Source organism: Candidatus Mesenet endosymbiont of Phosphuga atrata (assembly GCF_964020175.1).
Lineage (GTDB): Bacteria > Pseudomonadota > Alphaproteobacteria > Rickettsiales > Anaplasmataceae > Mesenet.
Genome location: NZ_OZ026541.1, coordinates 543,739 through 558,073, shown reverse-complemented (window position 1 = coordinate 558,073; position 14,335 = coordinate 543,739). Strand labels below are relative to the sequence as shown.

Below are 14,335 nucleotides of genomic sequence, written 5' to 3'. Positions count from 1 at the left end.
TATCTAATATTATTATTATAATATCTAGTTAAAATAAATTTGGGTATTTATGTCAATGAATTATAATATAACTCTAACTGAAAATGCAATTAGGAAAGTTCATTCCCTTATAGATGAAGAAGGTAGTTCTAATTCTGCCTTACGTGTTTTAGTATCTGGTGGTGGATGCTCTGGGTTTCAATATAATTTCAAAATGGATGAAGTACAAAATGATGATGAAGACGATGATTACGATATAGAAGATGACGATTTTGATGATGAAGATGATGATGAAGATGAACTTGATGCATCTGGTATCATGATAAATGATGAGTGCGGAAAACCAATCTTACTTGTAGATAATAATTCTGCTCAGTTCTTAAAAAATTCGGTAGTAGATTATACTGAAGATTTAAATGGATCTGGGTTTATTATCAAAAACCCTTTAGCTAAGTCTAGATGTGGTTGTGGTAATAGCTTTGCGGTTTAATATATAAGTAAATTATGGGTACAATTGGTCTATTTTCCAGCTATTATCCTCAGTTAATTGATATTTGTAGCGGGTATGATTTCTGTGCTTACCCCCATGCCAAAACTCTATGGCTTTTGGGATAACGCAGAACCCTACCCAAAAATCTGGTCTTGTAATTTCTTTATCTTTAAATTTTTCTGCCATTTCTTTCATTTCATTTCTAAAAGAATACAAGTCTTCTAGAGTACTTGATTGTTTTGAGCACCAAGCATTTATTTGACTTTCTTTTGGACGCGAAGCAAAATAATTATCAGCTTTATTGCTTTCTAATAGCTTTACTTCACCTTCAATTCTTATCTGTCTGTAAAGCTCTACCCAATAAAACACTAAAGCTGCTTTTGGATTCTCTGTTAGTTCCTTGCCTTTACGGCTATTTACATTAGTAAAAAAAACAAACTCTTTCTTGCTATATTCCTTAAGTAGTACAACTCTTGCAGATGGAGTATAATCTTTACTACAGGTTGCAAGCACCATTGCATTTTGATCCTTAACTTTTGTTTGCAAAGCTTCTTGGTACCAAAGGTCGAAGAATTCTATAGGATTTGCCGTAGGTATAATAGTCATGACACAATATTAAGGTCAGCTAACATTATTGACAGCTTTTCTTTAAATATCAAATTTTGAATATCAAAATGAATACCATTTTAAGAATATTTAAATATTAATTATTGATATTTATTATTTTTTTAAGCATAATATTTAATATACAGGGGGGATAATTATGCTATACATCAACAATCAAGCTATTGATAAAACAATTGATATCAATCAGATAATTGAAGCTATAAAAGCTTTGCCTTCTCCTTTTTCAAATTTAGAGGAAGATAAGGTAATTGAGGATAAAAGTTTATTTGAATTGTTTCGCACAAAAATAGAATTTCTAGATCATCTTGTAGAAGGCGAAAAGAGAAGTTTAATTAGTGTCACCTACTGTGGTAAAGATTACGACTTAGATAGTTATTTTGATACAATTAAAAATGAGCTTGATGAGCAAAAAATTGATTACTTTAGTTGTTGCAATATCTTAAAATATGCTGAAATGATATTAGTATATCTTGCTCAGTCAACAAAGCTTGCTAGTTTTTATTTTAAAGACATTCGTGATTTAAGTTTTAATAAATTTCAAGGTAAGTATGATAAAGAGGCACATATTGTTGCTCAAGGAGAAGTGGGTTTTTCATCTAATCAAAAGATGGGAACTTTTGGTCTATTTAGCTGTATTGCCTTAATTATTAGAGACATAAGTAGTAAAAAAACAGCTCTCATTCATGTAGATACAGGTGTTACTGAAGATCACTTATTTAATGTACTTAAATACATGCCTGCTGGCAGCAAAAAAGTTATCTTAATGGGAGCTAAGGAAGGAGATAGAAGATCACAGCAAAATCTTGAAATGGTAATAAAAGCTCTACTAAAATACGAACATGATATCAATATTGATCAGTCTAATATTCTATGTCGCCATGGACACATTACCTCATGCGTAGTTGATCCCATTACTTTTAAGATAAGGTATCTTGTACCTAAGTTAGAGATGGATAAAGAATTTAAACGATGTTCTCAACCTAGAATGCTTCAAATATTTAAAAATGTAGTTTTTACAAAAAATGGCTCTGAGTATTCTATGTCTTTTAACAATAGGTTTAAAGACAGGCTTGAATACGCTTTTGATTTAGATGTAAAAGAGTCTTACTTGCCTATAGAGATTTGTAAAGAAACTGCAAATAGCGTATTTAATATTATAAAATATATGAATATTAATAACAATTATCCTTTTTACAGTGTAAATGAAAGTTGTGTTCAAAATCATGTTAGCTATTTCGCAAAATATGCAATAGATAATGTTAAAAATGGCAGTTACGGTGAGTCTAGTGAAATGGAATTGCCAAGAGTAATGGAATTATACTGTAATGCCTTAAATAATCTAATGGGTGCAATAGACAAATATGTTTCTTCTTTTTCTAATGTTGTAGGTTTTTTAAAGAAGAAATTTATTCGAGATGTTGCTGAAACACTAAAAACCAAAAAGATCTTCATTGGACCGAACTCTCAAGAGTTAAATTTGGAGTTTTTACGTGTCATGAAAGAATACGAACTTGAAAATCTTAGTGTAGAAGAGTTTGAGTTGCAAACGTCAAAGTTAATTGGTGATTTGAAACGTTATCAATTACCATTCTCAACTGACTTCAGTGATCTTGATGGCTGTCAAAAGTTAAGAGAATTTTTGATAAGAAGTAAAGCAGAAACGTTAATTTCATCTACCAAATTGTCCGAAGTATCCTTACAAAAAGTATCGAGTTCTGTATGCTGCAATAGGTAGACTGTTTATTTTAACTTCTTCACTCTATATCTATTAACTCATACTCTGCAAAGAAAAAAGCAATTTCTTTTTTAGCGTTTTCAATGCTGTCTGAACCATGTACGCAGTTGGCATCAATATTATCGGCAAGATCACCTCTTATTGTGCCTTTATCTGCTTGTTTTGGGTCTGTCGCTCCCATAATAGTTCTGTACTTATTTACAGCATTCTCTCTAGAAAGGACTTGAACAATAACAGAGCCAGAAGTCATAAATTCAACGAGATCAGGAAAAAAGGGCCTTTCTCTATGAATCTCATAAAATAATTCTGCCTGCTTTTTTGTCAGTAGCATTTTTTTCTGGGTAATAATTTTTAATCCAGATTGTTCAATATATGAGATGACCTTACCTATAATATTACGTTTTATTACATCAGGTTTTAAAATAGAAAGAGTCTTTTCGTTCAAAATTTATCCTTTTAGTTATAATAATGTTATTTTACTTATAAATTTTCAAATTTAAAAGGGATTTTTTCATTGTACTTAAAGCTAGCGTACAATATAGTTAGCTTTAAAGGTAAATGATAGAGGTACAGGTGGGAGACTGCTGTAAAAAGAAAAAAGAAAATTCCGCATACTTTGGTCACATTAAATCATCTGTGTTTTGTGCAGTTAAGGGTCACTTTACATTCCAATTGGCATTTGTAAGCTATATTAATTATTCTTTACGTTATTTATTGCTTAAACAACAAAATAGTAATGGAGCATTGACAGAAAAATATCGCCACCTAAAAAAAAGTGCTGCTTTTTCAATGGCAAGAAATATTATTCCATTCTTTGAAATTGCTATTATCATGCCGCTTGTATGTTTTGGAATACCAAGAATCCCAGGTGTAGATAGCGCTTTACAAGATCATATGTATTTGTATTGTACTTTGATTTGTATTATCTTGATGGTAGCTATTTGTTTTACAGTTAGAACTTTTGAGCTGCGTGAGAAGCTAACTAAGTGTTTTTATAAAGATTACAATTTAGAAGAAATCAAAAGTAGTTTTAAGCAAGATGATATCCACTACCCAATCTATGAAGACGGAAATTTGATATTCAACTTTCCTGGTCATAGTAATTATAAAGATAAACAAAATGCACCTTCAAGAGGAGATTTTATTTTACTAGTTTTATTAAACATAATTACATTGCCACTTAAATTAATACAGGCTACCACTATGCTATCTCTTTCTGTTGTGGAACTTTGTGAGGCAATATTTAATCTTCCTTTTGATCTACTTACTTGTTGCAGCGATAAAGATAAATTTGCTGCAACTAAAAACGGTCTAAAGCGCTCTGGGTATTTATTTTATGGGTTTATCAGAAATGCTATTGATATAACTTTTTTTCCAGTTACGATTTTTGTGGACAGTCATTACCAAGTTTGCAAAAACATGAATTCTCCCTTTGAATGTCTGGATAATGCAGTAGCTAAATGTATAGGACAGGTAAAGTCTACATGCTGTAATGCATAGGAAAAAAGTTGCTGTAGTTTTATTTAATCTAGGTGGACCATCTTCTTTAGAAACTGTAGAGCCTTTTTTATTTAATCTTTTTTATGACAGAAGGATAATCAATTTACCAAATCCTTGGCGATTTCTCTTAGCAAAGCTAATTTCTAAGAAACGGCTCAGTACAGCAATAGAAATATATAAACAAATAGGCGGAAAATCACCAATTCTTAAAGCAACAGAGATGCAAGCAGAAAAGTTAGAAGGCAGGTTGAATGAGAGCAGTTGTGGTATTTATAAAACTTTTGTTTGCATGCGTTATTCACCTCCATTTGCTGATGAAGTCGTACAAAACGTTAATAAATTTGATCCAGATAAAGTTATCTTATTGCCGCTATATCCACAATACTCTACTACTACAACATTATCCGCAATTGAAAATTGGTACAGAGTAGCCTCTTATTATAAGTTTAATTTTATAACAGAAGTTGCATGTTGTTACTATGAAAATAAAGACTTTATCATATCTTACAGTAACTTAATAATAAAATACTATAAATTAGCTAGTGAATTTGGGAAGCCAAGGATTTTATTCTCTGCTCATAGTTTGCCTATTAGTGTTATTGAGAAAGGTGATCCATATGCATGGCAAATAGAAAAGACAAGTGAGCTGATAGCTGAGTCTTTAAATATTGAAAATTTAGATTGGAACGTATGTTATCAAAGCAAAATTGGCCCTGTAAAATGGCTGGAGCCTAGCACTAAAGATGAGTTATTGCGTGCTAAGAGTGACAAGGTGCCAGTGATTTTAGTGCCTGTTGCATTTGTTTCAGAACATTCTGAAACTTTAGTAGAATTAGACATAGAATATAAAAAGTTAATGCTTGACCATTATTATTATCGCGTTCCTACACCAGGAACTAACACTTTTTTTATTAATTGCTTATTTCAAATTTGTTTAAATGTGAAAAATAGTAAGTGTTGTAAGAGATATAAAATGTGTTGGAGGAATTATAATCTCAGGTATTTTTATTTAAATAGTAATAGATAAATCACTTGTATACTTATAGAAATATGATATTAATATTATTAACCTTTATAATTTAATAGGATAGCCTTTAGTGGTGTTTGTATTTTCATTATTTTGAAATTGGAATATGTTTTATGTCGATAACTTCTGAAAGAAAAAATGAGTTAATTAGTGAGTATCGTACTACAGGAAATGATACAGGTTCATCTTTTGTCCAGTGTGCAATTTTAAGTGTAAGAATTAGTAACTTAACGGATCATTTTAAAATACATAAGAAAGACTATCATTCTAAACGTGGATTGTTAGTCCTAATAGGTAGAAGGCGTAAGCATTTAAACTATATAAAACATAAACATGGTGACGAGGAATATAAAAAATTAATAGGAAGGTTGGGCATTAGAAAATAATTTTTTTTGAAGGATATAAGTATGTTTAAAATGATCAAAGAATCTATAGAGTGGGGTGGGTCTGTTTTGTCTTTAGAAACTGGCAAAATAGCACGTCAAGCAAACGGTTCAGTAGTTGTAAGTTATGGTGATACAGCGGTATTAGTAACTGTTGTAATTGGACAGGCAAAGGAAGATGCTGATTTTTTACCTTTAACTGTGCAGTTTGTTGCAAAAAGTTATGCTACGGGCAAAATTCCCGGCGGTTTCTTTAAAAGAGAAGGTAAGCCATCGGATAGAGAAACCTTAATTTCTAGGTTAATAGATAGGAGTATAAGGCCATTGTTCCCAGAAGGTTTTTATAACGAAGTAAGTGTAATATGTAATCTACTGACTTACGATATGATAAATGTTCCAGAAGTGCCAGCATTAATTGGTGCTGCTGCTGCTTTAGCTATCTCTGGTGCACCAATTAATGGAAGTATTGCTGGTGCAAAAGTTGGTTGCTGTTTTGATAAAAATAACAACTGTAATTATATACTCAACCCATCTGTAAAGGAGATATCATCAAGTAGATTAGATTTATTTTTATCTGGTAATGAAGATTCTATACTTATGGTTGAATCTGAAGCAAATGAGCTATCTGAAGATCAAATGCTTGAAGCTATAAAGTATGGTCATGAAAAGCTTCAGGATGTAATTAAATTAATCAAAGATTTTGCAGGTAAAGTTGAAATCAAACCTATAATTTTCACTCCTTGCAGTGAAGCTGATAATATTATTAACGAAATTAAAGAAAAATATGAAGGTGATTTTTCTCGTGCTTACACAAATATTATTAAAAAGGATAGGGTAGAAGCTCTTGATAATATTAGAAATAGTATATTAGAAGAGTTTAAAGAAAAAGATGAGCAACTTGTATCTTGTGCAATTAAAAATTTCGAACGAGTGTTGGTACGTAGTACAGTTCTGTCTACAAGTAAGAGAATAGATGGACGTTCTGCTACTGAAATACGCCCAATAGAAGTTGAAGTTAATATTTTGCCTAAAACTCATGGCTCTGCTCTTTTTACTAGAGGTAATACTCAAGCGTTAGTTGTTGCTGCTCTAGGTACCACTCAAGATGAGCAGATTGTTGATGATCTTGAAGGTGATCGGCGTGAACATTTCATGCTTCATTATAACTTTCCTCCTTATGCTGTTGGTGAATCTACAGCTTTACGTGCTCCAGGAAGAAGAGAAATTGGCCATGGTAAACTTGCATGGCGTGCTATACAGCCTGTCTTACCTGATAAAGCAAATTTTCCGTATACGATTAGATTAGTATCTGAGATTACAGAATCTGATGGTTCTTCATCTATGGCAACAGTTTGCGGTGCATCGCTTGCTCTTATGGAGGCTGGTGTTCCAATTAAATCTGCAGTTGCTGGTATTGCTATGGGGCTTATAAAAGAAGAAAATAGTAATTATGTGATTCTTTCTGATATATTGGGTGATGAAGATTATTTAGGCGATATGGATTTTAAAGTTGCGGGTACTAGGGCTGGTATTACGGCGTTACAGATGGATATGAAGATCTTTGGTATAAATTTTGATATTATTAAAGAGTCATTAGCACAAGCTAAAGAAGGTAGGCTTTATATAATGGATAAAATGGATGATGTTAAGTCAGAACCAAATGATAATCTAAAAGAAAATGTTCCTAAAATGATATCTATGCTTATAGATAAAAACAAAATTCGTAACGTTATAGGAACAGGTGGAAAAAATATCAGAGATATACAAGATAAGTGTAAGGCAGTTATCAGTATACAAGATGATGGGGCAGTAGTGATTTCTGCATCAACTACCAAACTGGCAGAGGATGCTAAAGAAATGATTATTAATATTATTGCAGATCCTAAAATAGGGGTGGTTTATGAGGCAAAAATTACTGCAACAGGAGACTATATTGCAAATGCTGAGTTTTTAGGTTCAAAACAGGGAACAATACATATTAGTGAAATAGCAGATAAAAGAATATCTTCAATAAGTGAGCACTTAAGCATTGGAAAAGTTGTCAGGGCTGCAGTTATTGGTATTGAACGTGACCGCTTTAAATTATCTATACGTAGGGTAGATCAAGAAACAGGAGAATTACTTGAAGGTGCACTTTCTGAAGTACCAAGGAGTTTTTCAAAAGATAAAGGTAGTTTCTCTAGTTATGATAATAAATCTAATAAAAGCTATGATAGTAGCAGTAGAGGTAAACCTTCTTTTATGGGCAGTAGAAATCGTAGTGGTGATTCTCGTTTTAGTGATTCTCGTGGTGGTGGTTCTCGTTTTAGTGGAGGAAATGTTAATAATCCTAGAAAGCCGAAAACATATTAGGAAGCCGGAAACTTATATATAGTTTTTTCTTTACAGCAAATAGTATTATATTTTTAGTAATAAATTGATATTTGATCGTAGTTTATACAGAAAATATAGAGATAGAGCAGCTTGTTTAGATGTAGAATGTGATTTCTTATTTAATAAGATAATTGATATAATATTTGAAAAGCTAAGCATTTTTTTAAATCAAGATGATAGCTTACTTCATCTAGGTTGCAGGAATGATAAACTGGCTAATCTTTTACAAAGTAGTAACTTTTCTTTTGAAGGAAAGTTACTACAATGTGATATTTCTTGTAATGCAATAAATAAAATCAAGTATGATAAGAAGGTTGTACTTGATGAAGAATTTCTACCGTTCGCGGAACAAACGTTCGATATTGTAATGAGCACGATGTCGTTACACTGTGTTAATAACTTGCCAAGTGTTTTGCTAAGAATTAACGATGTTCTGAAAAAAGATGGTGTGTTTATTGGTACTGTGTTTGGCTCACAAACTTTAAATGAACTGCGATATTCCATATTGAGTATTGAGTCAAAATTTGGTGTGGCGACACCCAGGGTAATACCATTTATAAATGCAGTAGATGTCACTAATTTATTAAAGCAAAGTAGATTTGTAAATTCAGTATTAGATGTATATACTATAACTGTAAAATATAAAAGTATACTTGATTTATTCCACGACTTAAGGGGTATGGGAGAAACTAATATGCTATACACAAGAAATAAAAGTTTTTTATCTAAAAGTTTGATTGCTGAGATTGAAAAGTTTTATATAGATAACTTTGTACAAGATGATCGTTACATTCCAGCAACATTCGAGATGATAATTATGCAAGGTACTAAATTAAAATAGAGAGTTAAATATAAAAATAAAAATTAGAACCGCAAAGGGGAGGAAAATATCATCTACTAAGTGGTTATCTCGTCATGTTAATGATAGGTATGTTAAAAATGCACGTACTAGTGGCTATAGATCACGTTCTGCTTTTAAGCTTATTGAAATAGATGATAAGTTTAAGCTCTTTAAAGCATGCCACAAAGTAATTGATCTAGGGGCATATCCTGGTGGCTGGTCACAAGTTATAGCACAAAGAGTTATTAAAAATAATCAAGGTTTAGTTTTTGCTGTTGATATTCAAAAAATTGAAGATATTCAGGACGTAAAATTTGTGCAGTGTGATATCATAGATGATGCGCATATTTTACATAATAAGCTGGGCTCTTATAAATTTGATCTAATACTTTCTGATATGGCACCAGAATCCTGCGGTTGTAGCAGAACAGACCATATTAGAATTATTAATCTTTGTGAAGGAGCACTCGAGCTTGCTAAGCAATTCTTAGGTAAAGATGGCAAATTCGTAGTAAAAATATTTCCAGGTGAATGCGAAAAATCTTTTTTAGATGAGTTAAAGCAAGCTTTTAAAGTAGTAAAATACTTTAAACCCAAATCTAGTAGATCTGATTCTGCAGAAATATATTTACTGGGATTAGGTTTTTGTTTATAGGAAATAAGTCTAATAACTGTTTTCTAACATAAAATCAGCTGCTAGAAATAATGAGCCACAAATTATTATATTTTTAATTTCGCTGCAAGTAGCTTCATTTAATATCTTAGATATTGCATCACTCAATGAATCACAAGCTATAGCGTTTATTCCTGCAGCTACTGCTTTCTCTTTAACAAATTTAGCATTTTGGCTGCGTGGTTCTGATTTAACGCAAACTGCACATAATAACTTTGCGTGAGGTTTAATATACCTTAAAAACCCTTCAATGTCCTTATCTTTTGTTACACCAAGTATAATATACACACCTTTTTTAAAATTATCTGCTATCCATTCAGATAAAACCTGAGCTCCTGCAGGGTTATGGGCACCATCTATAAACAATTTCCAACCATTAGGTAACATATCAATTAGCTGTCCACTTTTTACATGTTCAAGTCTTGCAGGCCAATACGTTTTTTTTATGCCAGAAGCAATGTGTTCATAATCTATATTATAGTTGTATTTTCCGCTCAGTATACTACATGCTGCTATTGCATTACCAGCATTGATAATTTGATGCGCTCCTTGTAAAGATGGCAAAGGTAATTTCAAAGATTGAACAGATGAGTTAAACGACATGGTATGATTATCATGCTGTTTACATATCCATTCATATCCTCCTCTATATAAAGGAGATTTATTTTTAGACGCATAAAACTCCAGCATTCTCATCACGGAATCTTGTTGTGGAGCTATAACACAGGTAACATTAGGCTTTATTATACCGGCCTTCTCACCAGCAATAATCTCTACTGTTGGTCCGAGATATTCAGTGTGCTCAAGCGATATAGAAGTAATAATCGTAAGCAATGGGTTATCTATTACATTTGTTGCATCAAGACGTCCGCCCATTCCCACCTCAATTAGCAATATATCAGCTTTTACACGTGAAAACGCTAAAAATGCAGCAGCTGTTGTACCTTCAAAGAAGGTAATGGGAATACCTTCGGCAGCAATTCGACACTCTTCCAGTACATTATATAATTCCCTATCAGCTATGTGTTTTCCTGCAACGGTTATTCTTTCATTGAAATTAATTAGGTGGGGTGACGTATAAGCATGAACTTTATAACCCGCAGCTTTCATTATAAAGTTAATAAAAGCTATTGTTGATCCCTTACCGTTAGTACCTGCAACGTGTATTACTGGAGGTAGTTTCTTTTCTGGATTTCCAAGCCTATTTAGTAAATTAGATATGCGATCAAGACCAAAGTCTTGAGGCCTAAAACCTAAAGGCTTTGGCCAATGCGGCATCATTTTAAAAATTATTGTTGAGGTTAGATTGTTTTAAAGTAGCTATAATATTTTTAAGTCCATGCTCTTCTATTTTTTGTTCAAACTTTAAACGTTGTGTTACAACAACACTAATACCATTAACTGTAATATCAGTTATATAAAATGAATCATCAGATTTTCTAAGTTTATAATTCATATTGATAAAATCATCATTACTACTGAATCTTGTACTTACTAAATAGCCATTGTTTCCTAAATATCGATTACCGATTATCGTAACCTTATTGCCTTTAAATTTATATAAATTATTAACATATAAATGTTCTAAGTAAATACTGTATTCTTGAATAAAAGCTTCTTTTTCCTCTGCATTTGCTAATTGCCAATGTTTTCCTATAACAAGCTTTGCCATTTTTTGAATATCAATATTCTCTTCTACTATTTTTCTTAGCTCTTGATAAGAATACTCCTTAGACTCATTAGATATACTATTTATTTGATAATTAAGGGAGCGTATAAAGTCACGAGATCTACTTAAATCTTCTGCTACATCTGGCTTTTCTATTTGGCTAATTAAGGTTGCTTGTTTTGCAAAACAATTACTATTTATAATCAATAAAAACATAAAGATTACAAAATTTATAAAAAGCCTCATATTCATTACCGCTACCTATATTCTTAATAAAATAACCGATGAAAAATAAAAATTAATTAACAGTAGAGAAAATGGGACCGGTGCGATTCGAACGCACGACCCCCAGATTAGGAATCTAGTGCTCTATCCTACTGAGCTACGGCCCCTCATTAAAAAATGAACTTAATATAAGTCATTTCTATAAAATTAGAAAGAAATAAAAATAGCAGAAGTTTTTATATTGATTATATAAAAAATCTAAAGCTTTAATTAAAAAACAGCTTCCTCCTCTAGAAGTTGGCTACTGCTATTGATAACGATAGAATTATCATTTGATATATAATCCCTAATTTTTTTTTCTATCTCATCTATAGTACTTTGATTTTGCTTTAAATAACTTTTTACATTTTCTCTTCCTTGCCCCAGGCGTATGTTATTATAAGAGTAATAAGAACCAGCTTTTTCAATAAAACCAAACTTTACTCCCATATCTATTACTTCACCCAATTTTGATATACCTTCATTATACATTATATCAAAATCAGCTTGCCTAAATGGAGGAGCTACTTTATTTTTAACTACTTTAACCTTAGTTTGATTGCCAACTATAATATCCTTATCTTTAATAGAGCTAACCTTGCGTATATCGAGCCTAATTGAAGTGTAAAATTTTAGTGCATTTCCACCTGTTGTTGTTTCAGGATTGCCATATACTACACCTATTTTCATGCGAATTTGATTTATAAATAGCAATATACAATTTGCTTTTGATACAGCAGAAGTCAACTTACGCAAAGCATGACTTAAAAGCCTTGCCTGCAGTCCCATATGCTGATCTCCCATATCTCCCTCAATTTCAGCTCTCGGTGTTAAAGCAGCAACAGAGTCAACAACTATCACATCAACTGCACCAGAGCAAACTAAATATTCAACTATATGTAATGCTTGCTCTCCTGTATCTGGTTGAGAAATAACTAAGTCATCAGTTTTTACACCTAATTTACCAGCATACAGTACGTCGAGTGCATGCTCTGCATCGATAAATGCACAAGCACCACCTTTTTTCTGTGCTTCTGCAATTACATGTAGGGCTAAAGTAGTTTTTCCAGAGCTTTCTGGACCAAAGACTTCAATAATACGTCCTTTTGGCAAGCCACCAACACCAAGTGCTGTGTCAAGAGCAATAGAACCAGTAGATATAGTGTCAATTTTTTCCACAGGATTTTGTTTCAGCCTCATGATAGCACCTTTACCAAAGGCTCTTTCAATTTGACTTATCGCACTATCAAGTGCTTTCTGTTTCTCTGAACTTATGCCGTTTTTGTTTATCTGTTTATCTACTGCTTCTGTCATGATTTTCTTTTTAGAATTAAAGATTAATTATAATTTAATTACCAGAAGCTGCAAATACATTATAAGTAAATATTTTAAGAAATAGGTTCTTGTGCATTAAATTTTTCTATGCAAGCCCTAGGTAACTTGCAAAGTATTAGCAATTTAGCTACATTTTGGCCTAAAAAATTAGGATCCTCTTTATTTTCACTATTATTTTTACAATCTTTTTTTTCAGATTCATTTACTTTTTCACAATCACCTTTTTTATCGCCTTGTATCATCTTTTTATCTTCTTTATTGAGATACTTATAAATGCTAAGTGTACCTAGTCCAATTGCTGCGACTATGCATAAGAATGTACCGAGATGCAATGGAAAAGATGTTTTATTTAAATAACCCATACCTAAACGGTCAAAATCATTACTCTGTAAGAGTGCTTGCACTTCAAATATAAATGCAACAAAGGTTAATGCTACCGAGATTGAAGCTAGAATTGGAACTAAACGTCTATGTAATCTGCTGTAGTTACAATCTATACATGAGTTATCTAAAGCATTACTTTCTACTTTCTTAAAAACTAAATTAATTGTGCTTTTTATGGTTTTTGCATTGTTCAACTTATGTATACCAAGCCCTAAGAATGCTGTGCTAACAAGTGCAAATACAATAGCTATACTAAAATGTATAGGAAGAAAAGTTATAACATTTGCACCTGTAGGTAAATTAACATTTTTCAAGAAGGGTAGGGTAGATATTCCTGCTGCATGCAGCATCAATGCACTTGCGATACTGAATAGTAAAATTGATAAGGTAAATGCTATAGGAACATAGACTTTGTTTCGATTTAATTGAGCATCTTTAATCCAATCGAGTAAGAACATCCGTGAGATAAAATATACGATTGAAACTAGTGATATTCCTGTAGGTGGGGCAAAGTTGGTATTTTGATTCTCTTTGATATATTTTTGCTCTTTATAATATTGATAACTAGATTTGCACCCTAATTCAAAATCTTCTTTTTCTTTTAATATTTCCTTATATTGATTTGTACACTCTTTTATTAAATGTACTGTTGCATCATATTCAGCTAGCTTAACACGTGGATTATTACCTATATGTTTATGATAGAGGTAAATTTTGCACATTTCAAATTTAATGCGCTCTTCTAAACCATCCTCAGCATATTGGTCAAAATAGTTATTACCTATTATCTTTAAATGTTCTTTTAAAGATTTTGTATCATTTATTTCTATACTGCATTTGCATTTCGTCATTTTCTTTGCATTGTCCCTCTACAATACTTAATTGTGGCATACTTAATGAAAAATGCAATTTTAATAATGTGTATTACTTAATAAATAAGTAATTTAAGCTTTTAAAGGTGCGGATGCCAAAAAAGAAATAGATTTTTATTAGGTAAAGCTTGCTATATGAGTATGGAAAGGGTAGGGGCATTAAAGTTTTTTGATATAGAAAAA

At 31.8% G+C, this 14,335-nt stretch carries 14 protein-coding genes and 1 tRNA gene; 8 read left to right on the top strand and 7 right to left on the bottom strand.

Translation table 11 applies throughout. The features are described 5' to 3' along the window. Positions 1–49 precede the first annotated feature (49 nt). Positions 50–469: an iron-sulfur cluster insertion protein ErpA gene (gene erpA / locus AACL09_RS02780; RefSeq protein ID WP_339048787.1), complete on the top strand. Its 420-nt coding sequence runs from the start codon at positions 50–52 to the stop codon at positions 467–469. 12 nt (positions 470–481) lie between these two features. On the opposite strand, the gene pdxH is transcribed toward erpA, so the two are convergent. Next, on the bottom strand, positions 482–1,075 hold the full coding sequence (pdxH, locus tag AACL09_RS02775) for a pyridoxamine 5'-phosphate oxidase (RefSeq protein ID WP_410519813.1): 594 nt from the start codon (positions 1,073–1,075) through the stop codon (positions 482–484). Between the two features lie 157 nt (positions 1,076–1,232). Here pdxH and AACL09_RS02770 point away from each other — a divergent pair, with 157 nt between their 5' ends. Then, positions 1,233–2,831: a hypothetical protein gene (locus tag AACL09_RS02770; protein WP_339048785.1), complete on the top strand. Its 1,599-nt coding sequence runs from the start codon at positions 1,233–1,235 to the stop codon at positions 2,829–2,831. Between the two features lie 19 nt (positions 2,832–2,850). On the opposite strand, the gene ndk is transcribed toward AACL09_RS02770, so the two are convergent. Further along, entirely contained in the window at positions 2,851–3,276 is a 426-nt protein-coding gene (gene ndk, locus AACL09_RS02765) for a nucleoside-diphosphate kinase (protein WP_339048783.1), read from the bottom strand. 113 nt (positions 3,277–3,389) lie between these two features. Here ndk and AACL09_RS02760 point away from each other — a divergent pair, with 113 nt between their 5' ends. The 6 genes from AACL09_RS02760 (at position 3,390) to AACL09_RS02735 (ending at position 9,610) form a co-directional block, all read left to right on the top strand. Continuing rightward, the gene (locus AACL09_RS02760; RefSeq protein WP_339048781.1) at positions 3,390–4,331 is read left to right on the top strand and encodes a hypothetical protein; all 942 of its coding nucleotides are present in this window, start codon (positions 3,390–3,392) and stop codon (positions 4,329–4,331) included. Continuing rightward, positions 4,324–5,358, top strand: a complete 1,035-nt coding sequence (gene hemH / locus AACL09_RS02755; protein ID WP_339048779.1) for a ferrochelatase — start codon at positions 4,324–4,326, stop codon at positions 5,356–5,358. Before AACL09_RS02760 ends, hemH begins: the two co-directional genes overlap by 8 nt. 113 nt (positions 5,359–5,471) lie before the next feature. Then, the gene (gene rpsO, locus AACL09_RS02750; protein ID WP_339048777.1) at positions 5,472–5,744 is read left to right on the top strand and encodes a 30S ribosomal protein S15; all 273 of its coding nucleotides are present in this window, start codon (positions 5,472–5,474) and stop codon (positions 5,742–5,744) included. Between the two features lie 21 nt (positions 5,745–5,765). After that, on the top strand, positions 5,766–8,093 hold the full coding sequence (gene pnp, locus AACL09_RS02745; protein ID WP_410519825.1) for a polyribonucleotide nucleotidyltransferase: 2,328 nt from the start codon (positions 5,766–5,768) through the stop codon (positions 8,091–8,093). Positions 8,094–8,157: 64 nt separating this feature from the next. After that, positions 8,158–8,955 carry a methyltransferase domain-containing protein gene (locus AACL09_RS02740; RefSeq protein WP_339048775.1) on the top strand — a complete coding sequence of 266 codons (798 nt, stop codon included), beginning with the start codon at positions 8,158–8,160 and terminating at the stop codon, positions 8,953–8,955. 46 nt (positions 8,956–9,001) lie between these two features. Next, positions 9,002–9,610: an RlmE family RNA methyltransferase gene (locus AACL09_RS02735; RefSeq protein ID WP_339049001.1), complete on the top strand. Its 609-nt coding sequence runs from the start codon at positions 9,002–9,004 to the stop codon at positions 9,608–9,610. Between the two features lie 9 nt (positions 9,611–9,619). Here the strand turns inward: AACL09_RS02735 and AACL09_RS02730 are convergent, their stop codons facing one another. From AACL09_RS02730 to AACL09_RS02710, 5 genes are all read right to left on the bottom strand, one after another. Beyond that, positions 9,620–10,906 (bottom strand): folylpolyglutamate synthase/dihydrofolate synthase family protein, encoded by a 1,287-nt coding sequence (locus tag AACL09_RS02730; RefSeq protein ID WP_339048773.1) that lies wholly within the window; start codon positions 10,904–10,906, stop codon positions 9,620–9,622. 4 nt (positions 10,907–10,910) lie between these two features. Beyond that, a complete protein-coding gene (locus AACL09_RS02725; RefSeq protein WP_339048771.1) occupies positions 10,911–11,513 on the bottom strand; it encodes an ABC transporter substrate-binding protein in 603 nt (200 codons plus the stop codon). 102 nt (positions 11,514–11,615) lie between these two features. Further along, positions 11,616–11,689 (bottom strand) — tRNA-Arg (locus AACL09_RS02720). Positions 11,690–11,792: 103 nt separating this feature from the next. After that, positions 11,793–12,875, bottom strand: coding sequence for a recombinase RecA (gene recA / locus AACL09_RS02715; protein ID WP_339048769.1), 1,083 nt, complete (start codon positions 12,873–12,875; stop codon positions 11,793–11,795). 74 nt (positions 12,876–12,949) lie between these two features. Then, positions 12,950–14,131: a hypothetical protein gene (locus AACL09_RS02710; protein ID WP_339048768.1), complete on the bottom strand. Its 1,182-nt coding sequence runs from the start codon at positions 14,129–14,131 to the stop codon at positions 12,950–12,952. Between the last annotated feature and the right edge of the window lie 204 nt (positions 14,132–14,335).